Origin of the sequence: Pseudonocardia endophytica, from assembly GCF_004339565.1 — a bacterium.
Taxonomy (GTDB): Bacteria; Actinomycetota; Actinomycetes; order Mycobacteriales; family Pseudonocardiaceae; genus Pseudonocardia; species Pseudonocardia endophytica.
Genome location: NZ_SMFZ01000001.1, coordinates 2,070,462 through 2,089,113, shown reverse-complemented (window position 1 = coordinate 2,089,113; position 18,652 = coordinate 2,070,462). Strand labels below are relative to the sequence as shown.

The 18,652-nt window shown below is 73.3% G+C and carries 14 protein-coding genes; 6 read left to right on the top strand and 8 right to left on the bottom strand.

Annotated features, from left to right (window positions below):
* Nucleotides 1-49: 49 nt before the first annotated feature.
* The 5 genes from EV378_RS09310 to EV378_RS09290 all read right to left on the bottom strand — a co-directional run bounded on the left by EV378_RS09310 (nt 50) and on the right by EV378_RS09290 (nt 7,248).
* Nucleotides 50-2,278, bottom strand: a complete 2,229-nt coding sequence (locus tag EV378_RS09310; protein WP_132422674.1) for a hypothetical protein — start codon at nt 2,276-2,278, stop codon at nt 50-52.
* A gap of 84 nt (nt 2,279-2,362) precedes the next feature.
* Nucleotides 2,363-3,277 carry a hypothetical protein gene (locus tag EV378_RS09305; RefSeq protein WP_132422672.1) on the bottom strand — a complete coding sequence of 305 codons (915 nt, stop codon included), beginning with the start codon at nt 3,275-3,277 and terminating at the stop codon, nt 2,363-2,365.
* Nucleotides 3,278-3,334: 57 nt separating this feature from the next.
* On the bottom strand, nt 3,335-4,705 hold the full coding sequence (locus EV378_RS09300; protein ID WP_132422670.1) for a sugar porter family MFS transporter: 1,371 nt from the start codon (nt 4,703-4,705) through the stop codon (nt 3,335-3,337).
* Nucleotides 4,706-4,877: 172 nt separating this feature from the next.
* Nucleotides 4,878-6,314 carry a S1C family serine protease gene (locus EV378_RS09295; protein WP_243653363.1) on the bottom strand — a complete coding sequence of 479 codons (1,437 nt, stop codon included), beginning with the start codon at nt 6,312-6,314 and terminating at the stop codon, nt 4,878-4,880.
* A gap of 166 nt (nt 6,315-6,480) precedes the next feature.
* Nucleotides 6,481-7,248: a TetR/AcrR family transcriptional regulator C-terminal domain-containing protein gene (locus tag EV378_RS09290; protein WP_243653362.1), complete on the bottom strand. Its 768-nt coding sequence runs from the start codon at nt 7,246-7,248 to the stop codon at nt 6,481-6,483.
* Nucleotides 7,249-7,328: 80 nt separating this feature from the next.
* Between EV378_RS09290 and EV378_RS09285 the strand changes: the two genes are divergently transcribed.
* Both EV378_RS09285 and EV378_RS09280 read left to right on the top strand, forming a co-directional pair.
* Nucleotides 7,329-8,264 (top strand): ATP-binding cassette domain-containing protein, encoded by a 936-nt coding sequence (locus EV378_RS09285; RefSeq protein WP_132422666.1) that lies wholly within the window; start codon nt 7,329-7,331, stop codon nt 8,262-8,264.
* Nucleotides 8,261-9,043: an ABC transporter permease gene (locus EV378_RS09280; RefSeq protein ID WP_207908621.1), complete on the top strand. Its 783-nt coding sequence runs from the start codon at nt 8,261-8,263 to the stop codon at nt 9,041-9,043. The genes EV378_RS09285 and EV378_RS09280 overlap by 4 nt, the downstream gene beginning before the upstream one ends.
* A 3-nt stretch (nt 9,044-9,046) precedes the next feature.
* Here EV378_RS09280 and EV378_RS09275 read toward each other — a convergent pair whose 3' ends face one another.
* On the bottom strand, nt 9,047-10,222 hold the full coding sequence (locus EV378_RS09275) for a thiolase family protein (RefSeq protein WP_132422664.1): 1,176 nt from the start codon (nt 10,220-10,222) through the stop codon (nt 9,047-9,049).
* Nucleotides 10,223-10,539: 317 nt separating this feature from the next.
* On the opposite strand from EV378_RS09275, the gene EV378_RS09270 reads away from it, so the two are divergent.
* Nucleotides 10,540-11,841: a TMEM165/GDT1 family protein gene (locus EV378_RS09270; protein ID WP_132422663.1), complete on the top strand. Its 1,302-nt coding sequence runs from the start codon at nt 10,540-10,542 to the stop codon at nt 11,839-11,841.
* Between the two features lie 252 nt (nt 11,842-12,093).
* Here the strand turns inward: EV378_RS09270 and EV378_RS09265 are convergent, their stop codons facing one another.
* A complete protein-coding gene (locus EV378_RS09265; protein WP_132422661.1) occupies nt 12,094-13,314 on the bottom strand; it encodes an acyl-CoA dehydrogenase family protein in 1,221 nt (406 codons plus the stop codon).
* A 367-nt stretch (nt 13,315-13,681) separates the two neighbouring features.
* On the opposite strand from EV378_RS09265, the gene eat reads away from it, so the two are divergent.
* From eat to eutC, 3 genes are read left to right on the top strand one after another with little or no spacing between them, the layout of a single operon-like run.
* On the top strand, nt 13,682-15,085 hold the full coding sequence (eat, locus tag EV378_RS09260; protein WP_132422659.1) for an ethanolamine permease: 1,404 nt from the start codon (nt 13,682-13,684) through the stop codon (nt 15,083-15,085).
* Nucleotides 15,082-16,458: an ethanolamine ammonia-lyase subunit EutB gene (locus EV378_RS09255; RefSeq protein WP_132422657.1), complete on the top strand. Its 1,377-nt coding sequence runs from the start codon at nt 15,082-15,084 to the stop codon at nt 16,456-16,458. Before eat ends, EV378_RS09255 begins: the two co-directional genes overlap by 4 nt.
* A complete protein-coding gene (eutC, locus tag EV378_RS09250) occupies nt 16,455-17,252 on the top strand; it encodes an ethanolamine ammonia-lyase subunit EutC (protein ID WP_132422655.1) in 798 nt (265 codons plus the stop codon). Before EV378_RS09255 ends, eutC begins: the two co-directional genes overlap by 4 nt.
* A gap of 73 nt (nt 17,253-17,325) precedes the next feature.
* Here eutC and sfnG read toward each other — a convergent pair whose 3' ends face one another.
* Nucleotides 17,326-18,447 carry a dimethylsulfone monooxygenase SfnG gene (gene sfnG, locus EV378_RS09245; RefSeq protein WP_481404376.1) on the bottom strand — a complete coding sequence of 374 codons (1,122 nt, stop codon included), beginning with the start codon at nt 18,445-18,447 and terminating at the stop codon, nt 17,326-17,328.
* Nucleotides 18,448-18,652 lie beyond the last annotated feature (205 nt).

Genomic DNA, 18,652 nt, shown 5'->3' with positions numbered 1-18,652 from the left:
AGCGCGACGAGGGTGACCGCGTCGATCGTGTGGAGGAGCTGGGTCGGGGTCACCGCAGTACCGTCCCCGGGGGCACGATGTCGCCGACCGTCCGGTCCGGCGGACGTCGCAGGACCGTCCGGCCGTCCTCGGAGAAGCCGACGGTCCATCCCTCTGCGACCAGTTCCGTGCGCAGCTGTGCCGTCCACCCCGCGGGCAGGCCGCCCATGATCCGGCCGTACGCCTCGTGCAGCGGGGAGAGGTACAGGAAGTCCGGCCGGCCGGACCGTACGCAGCCGAGCAGGTCGTCCATGCTCCTGCACCGGGCGATCGAATCGGACTGGACGAGCGTGTCCAGCCTGCGGAACCGCAGCGGGCCGAACGGCGCGACGGCCTCCAGCGAGTCCCCGACGGCGGCGGTCCGGTACGTGTACTCCTGCGCGTCGAGGTCGGCCTGTGCCGGAGCGGAGAACGCGTCGTTGCCGCCGCGCGCGGTGACCAGCGACAGCGCGAACACGCCGAGGACGAGCGCGCCCGCCGTCGCCCTGACCGCCCGTACGCCCGCCCGCCGCGGGCGAGGGGCGGGCACGTGCCTGCCCGCCGGGAGCATCCGGCTCAGGGCGACGCCCGCGCCGAGCGCCAGGAACGGCAGTGCGAACAGGAAGCAGCGCATGAGGATCTCGCCGCCGTAGGACTGCAGCAGGGCCAGCCCGAACGGCGCCGCCATCAGCGCGGCGAGCGGGAGCCATGCGGTGCCACGGCGGCGCAGCACCCACAGCCCGGCCGCCGCCAGCACGGCGACACCGCCGGTCAGGGCGAACCGGACGCCGAGCACGACGAACCGTCCACCGTCTCCGGTGAGTCGCGAGCTCACCCCGGCCTGCACGGCCGCCGGGTCGCCGATCGTCCCGATCAGCATGTCGAGCTGGCCGAGCCAGAACTCGCGGGCCGCGAACACCAGCCAGGCCAGGGTCGCGACGACGATCAGGACCGGCAGCCAGGTCGACCAGAGGCGACCGCCGAGCCGCAGCACGGCCAGCACCCCGGCCAGTACGAGCGGCGTGAGCTGGTGCGACGGGACGACGGCGGCGACGATCAGCAGGACGCCCGCCAGCGCCGTGAGCCGGTCCGCAGGCGTGTTCGCCGGGACCGGCGGGGTGCGCCAGGACGTCGTCCGGCGTTCGAGCAGGCCGGGGGCGGTCAGCCGGTGCAGCGTCAGCGCGAGCGCGGCCAGCATCAGCGCGTAGGTCGCCCCCTGCGGGGAGAAGTAGTCCTGCTCGGTCCAGTTCGTCAGCAGCACGACCCACGTCGCGAGCCACGCCGCCCGGCCCTCGCCGAGCACCCGCACGGCGATCGCGCGGACGGCGAGCACGGCCAGCCCGGCGAGCACGACCGGGGCGAACCGGGTCAGCGCGGTCGCCTCGGTCCCGCCGGCCGCCCGCACCACGAACGCGAACCCGGCGAAGAAGCCCGGCCAGCCGAACCGCGCGTCGTAGTTGGACATCGCCGCGCCGTGCTCGCCGATGTAGGAGATGAACGCGGTGTGGAAGAACGAGACCGGAAGCCGGGTCACCGGTTCGACGACGGGCTGCAGGCCGTAGACCATCACGACGCCCGCCGCGGTGATCAGGCCCAGGAGCCAGGTCCGTCGCCGGGTGACGAGCTCGGCGACGACGGCGGCGACCAGGACCGGGTAGGCGGCCAGTACGAGCGGGGACAGCGCCGTGACGAGGCCGAGCGCGCCGAGGTCGGTGGCCTCGACCGGGCGCAGGCCGGCGCCCCACAGGGCGACCGCGCCCACGGCGAGCAGGGGCACGACGACGGCCCGCGCCGGCGGGACCCGGACCGGCGGCCACGCGAGTGCCCGGCGGCCGGGTGGCGGGGCCGTCCGCGCCGCCCGCACCAGGCGGACGGCCAGCGCCGTGCCGGTCAGGGCCGCGACGATCCAGAACGCGACGGCCGGGTGCCACCAGCGGAGCGCGAGCATGAGCATCGCGACGACCGTGACCAGCGAGAAGCCCATCGCGACCGCGACGACCGTGCGCAACGCGGGCGTCGCCGTCGCCAGGCGCAGGTACCCGGCCAGCACGGTGCCCGGGACGCCCACCAGGAACGCCAGCGTGACGAGCAGCCGTGGCGTTCCCGGCGGCACGGCGAGCGCGACGACGGCCGCCGCGACGGTGGCGGCCAGCAGCGCCGCGGCGACCCGGTCGAGATGCCGTGCGGGCGGTGGGTCGTCCGTCGACGTCCGCTGCGCGGGGACGACGACCGTGCGTCCCGCGTCGACTACGGCCGTCATGCCACCTCCGTGCCCGGTCCGGTTCGCCCGGACTGAGATCGTCCGGCGGGCGCGCGGTGTTAGGGGGCGGCGGTTCCGACCAGGTCACCCGGCCGGGTGCCGGTTCCGGACCCGTGCGTGGAGTCCGAGGTCGATGTGTTCGACCCGCTCCGGGGCGTTGTAGTCGGGGTGGTCGAACACGTGCAGCAGGTGCATCATGCGCGGCCAGTTCGCCCAGCGCGCGTGCCCGCCGAGCGTGTGCTCCAGGTTCTCCAGCCTGCCGACCTTGCGGACGTCGGAGCACCGGTTGAAGTCGGTGATCGCCGCCCGCTCACCGGTCTCGGTGGTGTACGGCCAGCCCGTGAGGTCGTCGAAGTACATCGGCACCCGGGGCAGCAGCGCCGTCGTCGGCAGGTCACCGAGCGCGGCCAGTGCCGCGCGGGTGCCGACGTAGACGTCGAGGTCGTGGGACACGAACCCGAGCGGCGGGAGGTCGCCGTCGGCGATCCGGGTGGCCAGCGGACCGGCGGTCGCCTCCACGTCGCCGAGCACCAGCTCCGCGCCGGCACGGCTCGGGTCCAGCGCCTCGGGATCCATCGCGAAGTCGCCCTCCTGCAACGCGAACGGGCAGTCGCGGGGATCGGTCGCGGGCAGCAGTCCGGCACCGGAGTCCAGACCGACGATCTCCACGTCGACGCCGTACCACTCGCGGACGACGTCCGCGTGGCGCCGCAGCGAGAACAGGCCGTTGCCACCGGCCACGCCGAACTCGAGCGCGGTGATCGCCGGGACGCCGACGGCCCTGGCGGTCCGTGCCGCGGACAGCAGCCCGTACAGGTACGCGGGGTGCGGCAGGATCCCACGTCCCCGCTGCTCGCAGCGGTACAGCCCGACGGCGGCCTCGTCGTAGGGCCACGGCTGCGGCGCGACGACCTCGCGGACGCGTCCGGCCAGGTGCACCAGCCGCGACGGGGCGCGGTCGGCGAGCGCCCGTCCGACCTGTCCGATCATCGCTCTCATGGCCGTTCTCCGTCCCGATGAGCCTTGTGGAGGATTTCGTCGGTACGGGCGCGGGCGTTATCGCCCGGCGCGCGACCGGAGCTCCGCGTCGATCTGCTCCAGCGACTTCCCCTTCGTCTCGGGCATGAGCCGGTACAGGAACGCGAACCCGGCGATGCCGATCACCGCGAAGATCGCGAACAGCCCGGACTCGCCGAGCGCGGTGATCAGCGTCAGCGTCGTGGACGCGATCACCAGGTCCAGGCCCCAGTGGGTGCCCGCGCCGAGCCCGCCTGCCTTGCCGCGCACCGGCGTCGGGAACACCTCGGAGTTCACGAGCCAGATCGCGATGCCCAGGCTGGCGGCGAACGCGGCGATGTAGACGCACAGCGCGACCACGATCAGGGCGCCGACGACGCCCGACTGGTCCGGCAGCAGGAACAGCACGACGAGCGCGACCAGCGCGGCGACCACCAGTCCGAGCCCGCCGAGCAGCAGCGGCCTGCGGCCCCACTTGTCGATCCGCATCAGCGCGACGGCCGTGACGATCGCGTTCACCAGCCCGATACCGACGGTGGCCAGGATGGCGCCGGCGCTGCCGAACACGCCCTGCAGGATCGTCGGCGCGTAGTAGATGACGGCGTTCACGCCGACGAGCTGGTTCACCGCCGCGACGCCGATGCCCAGCACGAGCGCGGGGCGCAGCTGCGGGCGGCGCAGGTCGGCCCAGCTCCAGCGGCTCTCCTCGCGGGCCGTCGCGACGATCTCGTCGATCTCCGCGCGTGCCTCGTCCGGCGTGCGGCTGCCGAGCAGGACCTCGGTGGCCTCGTCGGTGCGCCCGCGCAGCACCAGCCACCGCGGGGACTCGCTCGCCCCGAACAGGCCGACGAGCATCGCGAGCGCGGGCACCGCGGCCAGTGCCAGCGGCCACCGCCAGCTCTCCGACGACTCGAACGCGTAGTTGACCAGGTAGGACAGCAGGATCCCGATCGTGATCAGGAACTGGTTCATCGAGACGAGCTGCCCGCGGCGCTCCTTCGGCGCCATCTCGGCGATGTAGAGCGGGACGCAGACCGAGGACACACCGATCGACAGTCCGAGCAGCACCCGTGCGACGACGAGCGTGGTCACCTCGGGCGCCAGCCCGGACAGCACCGCACCGACCAGGAACACGGAGGCGACGCCGATCAGGGTCTTCTTGCGGCCCAACGAGTCCGAGATCCATCCGCCGGCCAGCGCGCCGACCAGCGCCCCGGCCAGCAGGCCGGCCACCAGCACCTGCTGGCCCGCGTCGCCGAGCCCGAACTCCGGCGCGAGGAACAGCAGTGCCCCGCTGATCACGCCGGTGTCGTAGCCGAACAGCAGCCCTCCGGCCGCCGCCACGGTCGTCGCCAGCCCGATGCCGCGCCGCCCTCGGGTGCGCGACGTGCCCGTCCCCGTTCCCGCCATCGCCAGGCCCCCACCGTGCCGACGGTGCCCGGCTCCGCTGCCGGCCACCTCGCGTCGCGACAGCATCACCCCGCGCAGGGGTCGGACGCATCCCGGGCGCATCCGGGCAGGGACGGGGAACCGGCCGGACGCGGAGGAGGGGGTGCCGCGTCCGGCCGGTGATCGTGGGAGGTCAGTTGCCTCCGAGGCCCCCGCCGAGCCCGCCGCCGAACGGGTCGACGCCGCCGAACGGGCTGGAGCCGCCCTGACCGGAGCCGCCCTGACCGGAGCCGTCACCCTGGCCCGAGCTCCCGCCCTGGGTGCTGCCCTGGCCGGTGGTGGCCGCGGTGTCCGGGACGCTGCCGAGCGTCACCTGCACGGTCCGGGACTGACCGCCGGAGGTGACGGTCAGCGGGATCGTCTGACCGGGCGCGTAGTTGCCGACCCTGGCCACCAGGTCGGTGAAGCTGGTGACCGGTGTGTCACCGACCTTGGTCACGACGTCGCCCGCCTTCAGCCCGGCGTTCGCCGCGGCCGACCCGGCCTGGACACCGGAGATCCGGGCCCCGCCCTCGGCCGGTGTGGCCCCGGACGACGACGCGGACACCTGGCCCTGCACGCCGAGCTGCGGCTTCGTGGCGGTGCCGCCGTTCATCAGCTCCTGCGCCACCCGGCGGGCGGTGTCCACCGGGATCGCGAAGCCGAGGCCGATGCTGCCGGAGTTCTGCCCGGACGTCGCGATCGCCGAGTTGATGCCGACGACCTGGCCCGCGAGGTTGACCAGCGGCCCGCCGGAGTTGCCCTGGTTGATCGGGGCGTCGGTCTGCAGTCCGTTGTAGACGACCGGCTGCTCGCCCTGCTCGCCGCCCGCGGTGACGGTCCGGTTCTGGGCGCTGACGATGCCCGCGGTCACGGTGCCGGACAGGCCCTGCGGCGACCCGATCGCGACGACCTGCTCGCCGACCTTGACGTCCGATGACTGCCCGAGCGTCGCGGCGGTCAGGCCGGACACGCCCTGCAGCTTGATCACGGCGAGGTCGTAGCTCGGCGACGTGCCGACCACGGACGCCTGGTGCGTCGAGCCGTCGGCCAGCGTCACGGTGATCTGCCCGCCCTGCGCGCCGGCGACGACGTGGTTGTTCGTCAGCACGTCGCCGTCCGCGGTGAGGATGACACCGCTGCCCTCGGCAGCGCCCTGCGCCGTGCGTACCTGAATGTCGACGGTGCTCGGGGTCGCCTTCGCGGCGGCGCCCGCGACCGTGCCGTCGGCCGGCGCGCTGCTCGCCGACGGGTCGGCGGAGCTGCCCAGCGTCGTCGTCGATCCGCCGGAGCCGTCGATCAGCGCGTAGGCGCCGCCGAACCCGACGCCGCCGCCGACCAGACCGGCGATCAGCGCAGCGGCCACGACCCCGGTCATCGTCCGGCGGGGGCCGCGGGGCGGCGGGGCGCCGCCGCCCGCGTACGGGGGGTAGGTGGACGTGGGAGGCGGGGACGACGCGCCGTACGCGCCGTACCCGCCGTACGGCGTGCCGAACTGCTGTGTCGGCTGGGCCGTCTGCTGGGTCGTCTGCCCACCCGGCGTGTCCGCGGTACCCGTGGTCCGCTCCGCGTCGGTCTCGGTGGCTCCCATCGCCGTTCCCTCTCGTCCCGGTGCCGTGCCGGGACCCGCGTCCGCCGGTGTGGACCCGTACCCGTCTGGCTGCATGGGAATCACTGTGCGGGCTGACCCTGAGACGATCCTGATACCGCTCTGTGAATCCGATCGGCTTTTCGCCGTGGAACGCGGGGGACCGCTCTCAGGTACGGCGCGCGACGTACGCGGCGATGCCGTCCAGCAGGAACGTCACGCCGAGGTCGAACTCCTCGGCGCCGGCGGCGTCGTCCCGCGACGGCGGGTCGCCGCCGGGAGGTCCGGCGAACACCCCGTCGGCGACGACGCGGGCGAGCGCGGGCATCCGGTGCGGATCGACGACGAGTCCCAGCTGCTGCCCGTACCGGGCCCCGAACGCCTCCGGATCCTCGGCCCAGCCGGCCGCGAGGTCGGCGCCGAGCCGCGCCTGCCCCTGCACGTGGGTCAGCACGGCCATGCTGATCGCGACCCGCTCGCCCGCGGACAGGCCGGTCGGTTCCAGCGCGGCCAGCACGCGGTCGAACCAGGCCAGGTTCCGCGGGCCGAGCGGCGGACCGGCCACCGGCAGTCGCGCCGCCCACGGGTGCCGGGTCGCGGCGGCCAGCGCGCCGTGCGCCCAGTTCCGGACGTCGGTGCGCCAGTCGCCGGTCAGCGGCTCGTCGGGTGGCTCGTCGAGCGCCGCGTCGGCCATCAGCGCGAGCAGCTCGTCCTTGCTGCGGACGTGCCGGTAGAGCGCCATCGTCGCGTTCCCCAGCCCGGCCGCGACCCGGGACATGGACACGGCGGCCAGCCCCTCCGCGTCGGCGACGGCGACGGCGGCCTCGGTGATGTCGGCGAGCGACAGCGCCGGTTTCGGGCCGCGACGGCGCTGCTCCTCGCGGCGCCCCCACAGCAGGGCCGTGCGGTCGGACAGCCCGTTCACGTCCTCGCCCACGCCGAACAGCGTGCCACGTCTTGCTTATCTGCGTACAATCAACGCTAATATGCGGACGGAATACGCAGAAGGGAGCCGGGATGTCGGTACGGATCAGAGGGTTGCGACGGTCGTTCGGCGACCACGAGGTGCTGCGCGGTGTGGATCTGGAGGCGACGCCGTCGACGGTGCTCGCGCTGCTGGGACACAACGGCGCGGGCAAGACGACGCTCATCCGGGTCGTGGCGACGCTGCTGGCCCCGCACGGCGGGTCGGTCACCGTCGCCGGGCACGACGTCCTGCGCGAGCCCGGCAGGGTCCGTGCCTCGCTGAGCCTCACCGGGCAGTTCGCCGCCGTCGACGACGAGCTGACCGGGCGGGAGAACCTGGAGCTGGCGGGCAGGCTCGCCCACCTGGGCCGCCGTGGCGCCCGGCTGCGCGGCGAGGAGCTGCTGGAGCGCTTCGGACTGGCCGACGCCGCAGGCAGGCGTGTGCGCGGGTACTCCGGCGGCATGCGACGACGGCTGGACCTCGCGATGGGCCTGGTCGGGCGCCCGTCGGTGCTGGTGCTCGACGAGCCGACCACCGGTCTGGACCCGACGAGCCGGGAGTCGTTGTGGGACAGCGTGCGGGATCTGGCCGCCGAGGGCGCGACGGTGCTGCTGACCACGCAGTACCTGCCGGAGGCGGACCGGCTGGCCGACCGCGTGGCCGTGCTGCGCGACGGGCGGATCGTCGCCGACGGCCGGCCGGCGGACCTGAAAGCGCAGGTCGGCGGGACCCGCCTGGACCTGGAGTTCGCCGACCCGCTTCGGCGCGCGCGGGCCGCGACGGCACTCGGCCTCCCCGTCCCGGACGCCTCCGACGCGGCGCTGCCGGTGCCGTCCGACGGGTCCGGCGCGGACCTGCACCGGCTGCTCGCCGTGCTCGAGGACGCCCGTGCCGTGCCGGACCGGCTGTCCACGCACCGCCCGGACCTCGACGACGTGTTCCGCGTACTGGCGATCTCGCGACCGGTCCCGGCGGGTGCGGCATGAGCGCGACCGTCCACACCGGACCGCGGGCGGCACTGTCCGACGTGGTCGCCCTCGTCGGGCGCTGCGCGCGCCTGGCGCGGCGCGACGTCGAGACGATGACCGTCGCGCTGGCCCTCCCGGTGCTGATGCTCCTCCTGTTCGTCTACGTGTTCGGCGGCGCGATCGACGCCGGCGGCCCGTACCTGGCCTACGTCGTGCCGGGCGTGGTGCTGCTCTGTGCCGGGTTCGGCGCGTCCACCACCGCGCCCGCCGTCGCGGCCGACATGACCGGGCCGATGATCGACAGGCTGCGGTCGATGCCGGTGCGGGCGTACGCGCTGCTGGTCGGGCACGTGACGGCGAGTGTCGCGCGCAACGTCGTGTCCGTGCTCCTCGTGCTGGCACTCGCCGTCGCGCTGGGTTTCCGCTCCCCGGCGGGCCCACTCGCCTGGCTCGCCGCGGCGGGCGTCGTGCTCGGCTGGATCGTGGCGTTGTCCTGCGCCGCGGCCGCGTTCGGCTCGGTCGCCCGCAGCGTGCAGGGCGCGAACGGCGGCACGTTCGTGATGCTGTTCCTGCCGTACCTGTCCAGCGCGTTCGTGCCGACGGAGACGATGCCCGCGTTCCTGCGGCCGATCGCGGAGTACCAGCCGGTCACCCCGGTGACCGACGCCGTGCGGGCGCTGCTCGCCGGAGCCGACCCCGGCTCGTCGCTGCCGGTGGCGTTGGCCTGGGAGGCGGGGCTGCTCGCCGTGGCGTCCGGTGCGGCGGTGGTGGCGTTCCGCCGCCGCACCCGTACCTAGTGCCTACCGCACCAGCTCGACGATCGTGGCGTTCGCCGTGCCGCCGCCCTCGCACATCGTCTGCAGACCGTAGCGGATGTCCTTGTCGCGCATGTGGTGCACGAGCCGGGTCATGAGGATCGTGCCGGACGCGCCGAGCGGGTGCCCGACGGCGATCGCGCCGCCCAGCGGGTTGAGCACGGCGTCCTCGGCGCCGAGCTCGGCCTGCCAGGCGAGCGGCACCGGTGCGAACGCCTCGTTCACCTCGAACGCGCCGATGTCGCCGATGGCGAGCCCGGAGCGCTTGAGCACCTTCTGCGTGGCCGGGATCGGGCCGGTCAGCATCGGCAGCGGGTTGGCACCGGACACGGCGCCGGAGTGGTACCGGACGATCGGGGTCAGCCCGAGCTCCTTCGCCCGCTCCGGCGTCGTGATCAGGGCGGCGGACGCGCCGTCGGAGATCTGGGAGCTGTTGCCCGCGTGGATGACCCCGTCCTCGCGGAACGACGGCTTGAGCGTCGCCAGCGTCTCCGGCGTGGTGCCGCGGCGCAGTCCCTCGTCGGCCGTGAAGCCGGGGGCGTCCGGGATGTCGGCGAGCTGCCCGTCGAACGCACCCGCGTCGATCGCCGCCGCGGCCAGCTCGTGGCTGCGCGACGCGTACTCGTCGAGACGGGTGCGGGAGAAGCCCCAGTCGCGGGCGATCCGCTCCGCGCCGACGCCCTGGTTGAAGTCGTTGCCGGGGAACTCGCCGGACTCGAGGTCGGCCCTGTACCGCTCGCGCACGAGCGGCCCGTACGGCCGTCCCACCGACGGGTCCCGCCCGGCGCCGAGCGGCACGCGGGTCATCGACTCGACGCCACCGGCCACGACGACGTCGTACTGCCCGGCCATCACCATGCCCGCGGCGAAGTCGAACGACGACTGGCTCGACCCGCACGCGCGGTTGATCGTCACGCCCGGCACGGTCTCCGGCCAGCCCGCGGCGAGGACGCCGTAGCGCCCGATCTGCGCGGCCTGGTCGCCGACCTGGTTCACGCAGCCCCACACGACGTCGTCGATCAGGTTCGGGTCGATGCCGGTGCGCCGCGCGAGCGCGGTCAGCACGGCGGCCGACAGGTCGACCGGGTGGACCTCGGACAGCGAGCCCTTCCGCTTGCCGATGGGCGTGCGGACGGCCTCGACGACGACGGCCTCGGGCATGGGGACCTCCGGTGATGCGGCGGCAGCGACGATCCCCCCGAACGTATGCCGACACCTCGTCGCGGCACCAGGGCGGGGGCGAGATACCTCTCACCACTCGGCCGATGCGGTGTCAGCGGTCGAGGCCGCTGGATCGATGAGGTAATCTCATGTCCGTACGCGAAGGGGAGTAGCTCCCAACGCTGCGGTCGACATACTGGCGATCCTCTCGCCCGGCCGCGGCGGCCTGGCCACCAGCAGGCGAGCGAGACCTTCGACCTGGCAACGCCGGGTCGAGGTCCTCCGTCCTCGATCCGGTCCAGATCGAGGGACGGACGATGGACGGTTTCCTGGCGGCCACCGCGATCAGCTTCGGCGTCATCTTCGTCGCCGAGCTCGGGGACAAGTCGCAGCTCATGGCGTTGACGTTCGCCACCCGCTACCGGCCGTGGCCGGTCCTGATCGGCATCACGATCGCCACGTCGGTCGTGCACATCGTGTCCGTCGCCGTCGGGTACGGGCTCGGCGCGACGCTGCCGACCGGATGGATCTCGCTGGCGGCGGCGGTGGCGTTCCTGGTGTTCGGCGCGTGGACGCTGCGCGGCGACAGCCTCTCCGACGACGAGGAGTCCAAGGCCGCGCGGACCGGCGGGTCCGTGCTGCTCGCCGTGACGACGGCGTTCTTCCTCGCCGAGCTCGGCGACAAGACGATGCTCGCGACGGTCACGCTGGCCACGCAGTACGGATGGTTGGGGACCTGGCTCGGGTCGACGGTCGGGATGGTCGTGGCCGACGCGCTCGCGATCGTCGTCGGCCGGCAGCTCGGGCGACGCCTGCCGGAGCGGGTGATCGCGGTCGGCGCGGCGATGCTGTTCTTCGTGTTCGGGCTGTGGCTCGCCGTCGAGGCGGTCGGCCAGATCGGCGGCCCCGAGGCGTGGGCGACGATCGGCTCGATCCTGGACCACCACCTGCTCGGCTGGATCGCACTGGGCGTCGGCGCGGTCGCGATGCTGGTCACCGGCATCACCCGGTTCCGGGCGCACCGGGCCCGCGGCGCCAGGACGCTCGGTGTCTCGCATCGCCCCGGTACGGCCGCGTGGTGGGTCAGGGCGCTGTTCGCGGCCGCCGCGCTGCTCGGGTTCGGTGCTCCGCTGCTGGTCGCTCTGGACGTGCTGCAGCCGATCGCGCTGTTCAGCGAGGTCGGCGTCGCGTTGCTGGGGGCGGGCCTTGCGCTGCTCGGCTTCGCCGTGGTCGCGGCGTCCCAGCTCGAGATGGGCGCGCTGTGGAAGCGCAGCCGGACCGACGCCGACCGCGAGGACGGGTCCGAGAGCCGTCCGGTGCTCGCCACGGACGGCCTGCACTCGCGGGTCCGCAACCCCGGGATGACCGGCCTGATCGTCGGCTGCGCCGGCATGCTCGCGATGGCGCCGACTCTGCTCGGGTTGCTGGCCACGGTGCTGGTCGTCGTCGCCGTGCAGATCCAGGCCCGTGCGGTGTACGAGCCGCGGCTCGGCGACGCGCTGGGCGACGAGTACGACGCCTACGTCCAGCGCACCGGCCGCTTCCTGCCGCGCGTGCTTCCGCCGGAGAGCGCGCCCGGCATGCCGGACGACGGCGCCGACCGCACCCGCGTCGGCTGACCCGCCGCTCGTCGCACCCGCATCGCCGGCTGCGCTCCTCCGACAGCCGCCGCACCCCCTGTCGGCGTGTCGCACCGGCTGCGGCCGGTGCGACACGCCGGCCAGGGGTGCGGCAGGTCCTCGCCACCGCCCGGCCGCGGCTCGCTCCGGCCGGTCGCGGCATGGCCCGCAACCCACGCCGACGAGCTCCGCGCCGCGATCACGTGCGACGGCGGTGCCCGCCCCGGACAGCGGGGCCGGCACCGCATCCGGTCACGAGTACCAGGTGGGCTCCGGCAGCTCGTCGCGCAGCAGGAACGCCCCGACCTCGCGACGCTTGTAGGCGACCGGGTCGTGCAGCGTGTGCGTGCGGACGTTGCGCCAGAACCGGTCGAACCCGAGCTGCGACGTCGTGGCGCGGGCCCCGAGGCCCTCGAAGATCCCACTCGTGATCTCCAGCGCGACGTCGGTCGCCCGTGCCTTCACCGCCGCCACGCGCACCTCGTGCGCACCGCGCTGCTCGGGCGTCACGTTCCACGCGTCGTGGTGGATCGCGAGACCTTCGAGCGCCACCTGGTCGGCCAGCGCCTCGACGGCCCACAGCTTCGACTGGTAGTCGCCGTAGAGGTCCAGCTGGTACGGCTCGTCGACGGCGCGCTCGGCGTCGCTGTGCAGCCACGACCGCGTCGTCGTGCGCGTGTAGGCCAGCGCCGTCTCCAGCGCGCCGCGGGCGATGCCGAGGTAGAAGCTCACGAACACGAGCTGGATCACCGGCACGTTCAGCGTGTTGTAGACGCGCGGCTGGAACGCCTTGTCCACGAAGCCCGCCGCGCTCGCCCACGGCACCGTCACGTCGGAGATCGTGACACTGCCGCTCTCGGTGAGGCGCTGGCCGATGTTGTCCCAGTCGTCTCCGAACACGATGCCGTCCTGGGCGCTCGGCACGATCGCGAAGACGTGCGTGTCCGTGCCCTCGAGCACGCCCTCCAGCACGGTCACGTCCGAGACCCTGCTGCCGGTGGAGAACGACTTCCGTCCGTTGTAGACGATCTCGTCACCGGTGTCGCGGATGGTCACGTCGTCGTCGCGCGGGTTCACGGCGCCGCCGAAGAACCACTGGTTGCGGGTGGCGTCGGCCTCGACGGCCTCGATCTGCTCGGGCGTGCCGACCAGCCGGGCCGCCCAGAACCACAGGTAGTGGTAGCCGAGCAGCTGGCCGATCGAGCCGTCGCCCGCGGCGACCTCGCGGACGACCCGGTACGCGGCCGGCCACTCCAGCCCGGCACCGCCGTGCTCGACGGGGCCGAGCAGCGTGACCAGTCCGGATCGCTTGAGCAGCGCGATCTCGTCGTAGGGGGTCTCGCCCGCCCTGTCCCGGGCGGCCGCGTCGGTCTCGAGCGCGCGGCGGACCTCGCGGGCGCGTTCGAGCCAGCCGGCCTCGTCGGCCGGGTGGGTGGACCAGTCGGTGTCCGGTCGGTTCGCGATGGTGGTCATGGGGATGCTCCTCTGCGGATGCCGTGGTCAGGGCGCGACGGAGCGCCGTCCCCGCGGCGGCGCGGGAACGGTCGGGTCGTCCGTCGGTGGTGAGGTCCGTCGCTCAGCGACAGGCAGAGGAGGTCACCCGGGAATGGTCGACGTGACGTCGACGGGTGAGCTCGTTCGGCACGTGAGGAGTCTCGACAGAGTCGCCGCGGACTGTCAACGACGTCCCGTCCCGGGGGAACCTGTCCGGTCACCCCGCCTGCAGCGCAGCGGAAATACGGCCGTTCGCGCACCCGAATACGACATCGGACGGAAACGTGACCGACGCCGTTGCGGGTGACAATTCCCCGGTCCCGCCGTGGCGTCCGTGGAGGTGTGCGTGTCCGGTCCGACCGATCCGACGAGCGACTACCTGGCCCGGCGCCAGCTGAAGACGGGCACGGCGGGCTGGGTGCTCCTGGCCGGCCTCGGCGTCAGCTACGTGATCTCCGGCGACTACTCCGGCTGGAACTTCGGGCTCGCCGAGGGCGGGTTCGGCGGCCTGCTGATCGCCGGCGTGGTGATCGCCGCGATGTACCTGGCGATGGTCCTCGGCATGGCCGAGCTGTCGTCCGCGCTGCCCGCCGCGGGCGGCGGCTACACGTTCGCCCGCCGGGCGCTCGGCCCGTGGGGCGGGTTCGCCACCGGCACCGCGATCCTCGTCGAGTACGCGATCGCCCCGGCCGCGATCGCCACGTTCATCGGCGCCTACGTCGAGTCACTCGGCCTGTTCGGGATCACCGACGGGTGGTGGGTCTACCTGGCCGCCTACGCGATCTTCGTCGGGATCCACCTTGCGGGCGTCGGTGAGGCGCTCAAGGTCATGTTCGTCGTGACGGCGATCGCGCTCGTCGGGCTGATCGTGTTCGTGATCGGCGCGATCCCGCTGTTCGACGCCGGCAACCTCGTCGACATCGCGCCGACCGACGCGGCGGGCGCGTCGGAGTTCCTGCCGTTCGGCGTCTTGGGGATCTGGTCGGCCGTGCCGTTCGCGATCTGGTTCTTCCTGGCCGTCGAGGGCGTCCCGCTGGCCGCGGAGGAGGCGCGCGACCCGTCGCGGAACGTGCCGCGCGGGATCCTGGTCAGCATGCTGGTGCTGATCGTCACCGGTGCCTGCGTCCTCGTGCTGGCCACCGGGGCGCTCGGCGCGAACGCGCTCTCCGAGTCCGGCAACCCGCTGGTCGAGGCGCTCGGAACCGGACCACTCGCCGTCGTCGTCAACTACATCGGGCTCGCCGGGCTGGTCGCCAGCTTCTTCTCGATCATCTACGCGTACTCCCGGCAGACGTTCGCGCTGTCCCGCGCCGGCTACCTGCCGCGCGTGCTGTCGGTGACCAACGGCCGCAAGGCGCCGACGCTCGCGTTGATCGTCCCCGGCATCATCGGCTTCCTGCTGTCGCTGACCGGGCAGGGCGACGTGCTGCTGAACATGGCCGTGTTCGGCGCCGCGCTGAGCTACGTGCTGATGATGGTCAGCCACATCGTGCTGCGCCGCCGCGAGCCCGGGATGGAGCGGCCGTACCGCACGCCCGGCGGCGTCGCGACGACCGGGTTCGCGCTGGTCGTGGCCATGATCGCGGTGATCGCGACGTTCCTCGTCGACCTCGTTGCCGCGCTCTGCACGCTCGGGGCGTTCGCGCTGTTCATGGCGTACTTCGCGTTCTACTCTCGGCACCACCTGGTGGCGGGCGCCCCGGACGAGGAGTTCGCCGCGCTGTCCGACGCGGAGGCGGAACTGCGATGACCCTGCGGCGAGGCACCCTCGGCGGGCACACCTACGAGTTCACCGACCTCGCCGCACTGCTCGCCGCCGCCACCCCGGAACGCTCCGGTGACGTGCTGGCCGGCGTCGCGGCGTCGTCGGAGCAGGAGCGGGTCGCCGCCCAGGGCGTGCTCGCCGACCTGCCGCTGGCGACGTTCCTCGACGAGCACGTGGTGTCCTACGAGGACGACGAGGTCACCCGGCTGATCGTGGACTCGCACGACGCGGACGCGTTCGCGCCGGTGTCCGCGATGACCGTCGGGGAGTTCCGGGACCATCTGCTCGACCCGCTCACGGACACGACGTCGTTGACGGCCGGGCTCACGCCGGAGATGGTCGCCGCGACGTCGAAGCTGATGCGGGTCCAGGATCTGGTCGCGGTGGCCCGCCGCACGCCGGTCGTCACGGCGTTCCGGTCGACGGTCGGGCGGCCGGGCACGCTCGCGACCCGCCTGCAGCCCAACGACCCGACCGACGACCCGGCGGGCGTCACCGCGTCCATCGTGGACGGTCTGCTGCTCGGCTGCGGCGACGCCGTGATCGGCATCAACCCGGCCACCGACAGCCCGTCGCGCACGACCGACCTGCTGCACCTCGTCGACGAGGTCCGCACCCGCTACGAGATCCCGACCCAGAGCTGCGTGCTCGCCCACGTCACGACGTCGATCGAGATCATGGAGCGCGGCGCGCCCGTCGACCTGGTGTTCCAGTCGGTCGCCGGCACCGAGGCCGCCAACGACGGCTTCGGCGTCACGCTCGCCCTGCTGCGCGAGGCGCACGAGGCGGCGCTGGCGCTGGACCGCGGGACCGTCGGCACGAACTGCATGTACTTCGAGACCGGGCAGGGCAGCGCGCTGTCCGCGGACGCGCACCGCGGCGTCGACCAGCAGACGCTGGAGGCCCGGGCCTACGGGGTGGCCCGCGCCTTCGACCCGCTGATCGTCAACACGGTCGTCGGGTTCATCGGCCCGGAGTACCTCTACGACGGCAAGCAGATCACCCGCGCCGGGCTGGAGGACCACCTCTGCGGCAAGCTGCTCGGCGTCCCGATGGGCGTCGACGTCTGCTACACGAACCACGCCGAGGCCGACGCCGACGACACGGACACGCTGCTCACGATGCTCGGCGTGGCCGGCTGCTCGTTCGTGATCTGCGTGCCGGGCGGCGACGACGTGATGCTGCACTACCAGTCGCTCTCGTTCCACGACGCGCTCTACGCCCGCCAGGCGCTCGGGCTGCGGCCGGCGCCGGAGTTCGCCGCGTGGCTGGAACGCATGGAGCTGCTCGCCGACGACGGGCGCGTGCGCGAGTTGGCACCGGACGCGACGCGAGCGCTGACGGCGGGTGTGCGGTGACGGATCCGTTGGACGTCCTGCGCGCGGCGACCAGGGCTCGGGTCGCGCTCGGACGGGCGGGGGACGCGCTGCCCACACGCCGGTTGCTGGAGCTGCGGGCCGCGCACGCGGCCGCCCGGGACGCCGTGCACGACCCACTGGACGCCGACGCGCTCGAGGCCCGGATCGCCGTCGAGCTGGGCGTGGACACGGCCCGGGTGACCAGCGCGGCGCCGAGCCGCGCCGAGTACCTGCGTCGCCCGGACCTGGGCCGCCGGCTGGCCGCGGACGCCACCCCGACCGCGGCCTCGCCTGCCGACGACACGCCCGCACGAACGGAGCCCCCGTCCAACGGGTCGGGGTCCGGTCCGGAGCAGGTGGGCGGGTACGACGTCGTGCTCGTCGTCGCGGACGGGCTGTCCCCGCTCGCCGTCGCGTCGCACGCCGTGCCGATGCTCCGCGAGATCCTGGACCGGCTCGACGGGTGGCGGGTCGCGCCGGTCGTCGTCGCCACCCAGGCACGGGTCGCGCTGGGTGACGAGATCGCGGCGGCCGTCGGTGCCCGCAGCGTCGTCGTGCTGGTGGGGGAGCGGCCGGGGATGAGCTCGACCGACTCGCTCGGGCTCTACTTCACGTTCGACGCGCGGCGCGGTCGTCGCGACTCCGAGCGCAACTGCATCTCCAACGTCCGCCCGCCGCACGGCACCGGGTACGCGGCGGCGGCCACGACGCTGGCGATGCTGATGGCCGAGGCACGGCGGCTCGGGCTGTCCGGCGTGCAGCTGAAGGCCGATCCCGCGCTCCCCGCCTCCTGACGCACGCGGCGCCCGCGAACCTGTCCGGTCAGGTTGCGCGGGCGCCGGTGACGAGGATCTCGGCCCGAGAGACTCAGCTCTGGGACAGCTGCGGCTCGCGCTCGGCGAGCTCGGCCTCCTTCTCCCGGATGATCGGGAGCACGTTGGCGCCGAAGTACTCGACCTCCTCCTGGAAGTGCAGGAAGCCGAGCAGCAGCAGGTTCGCGCCGCGCCGCTTGTACTCGATCGCCCGGTCGGCGATCTCCTCCGGCGTGCCGATCAGCTGCGTCTTGAAGCCGTCGTTGTACTGGACGAGGTCCTCGAACGAGGAGTCCGCCCACATGCCCTTCTTGTCCCCGGTCGAGTTGCCGGCCTGCTGGACGGCGTCCCGGAAGCCCTCGACGGCAGGCTTGTTCGCCTTGTCGATGATCTCGCGGAGCGTGTCCCTTGCCTCCTTCTGGCTGTCCCGGGCGATCATGAACGCGTTCAGTCCGAAGCGGACGGGCTGCAGGCGGTCGGCCGTCTTGGCGTGGCCGAGCACCTCCTCGACCTGCTCGGTGAACCCGTCGTAGTCCTTGCCGTTGGAGAAGTACCAGTCCGAGACGGTGCCGCCGTTGTAGCGGGCCGCCGTCGAGTTGCCGCCCTGGAAGATCTCCGGGTGCGGACGGCCGGGCACGTCGACCGGCCTGGGCTTCAGGTCGAACCCGTGCACGCGGTAGAAGTCGCCGGCGAACTCGGCGCCGCCCTCGCCCGCCGTCCAGATCTCGCGCAGTACGCGGATGAACTCGTTGGTCCGGCGGTAGCGCTCGTCGTGCTCGAGCCACGGCTCGCCCATCGACGTGAACTCGGGCTTCAGCCAGCCGGAGACGACGTTGACGGCGATCCGGCCCTTCGTCAGGTGGTCGGCGGTGGCCAGCCACTTGGACAGCACGGCGGGCTGCCACAGCCCCGGGTGGACGGCGGCGATCAGCTTCAGCCGCTCGGTGGCCAGGCCCAACGCGAGCGAGAAGCTGGTCGCCTCGTGCTGGTGGTCGGCGCCGTAGCTGGCCATGTAACGGATCTGGCTCAGCGCGTAGTCGAAGCCGTTGTTCTCGGCCGTCTGCGCGAGCTTGACGTTGTAGTCGTAGCCCCAGTCGGTGCGCTGGTCGATCGTGCTCGTGACGAGGCCGCCGCTGACGTTGGGCACCCAGTAGGCGAACTTCAGCGGCTCGGTGATGTCGGACACTTCGAGTGTGCTCCTCGGCAGGGTGCAGGGGTCAACGCCCGGACCGGTGCCGGGCGGCATGCGGGCGCGCGACGGCCGGCGGCGATCCACGCCACGGGCGGTACGCGCCTGACTACGGACAGGCCTGGCTGACGACGACGAGGTGGTCGACGTGACGTCGACGCGTCAGCGGAAAGGCGGCCACGGAGCGAATCCA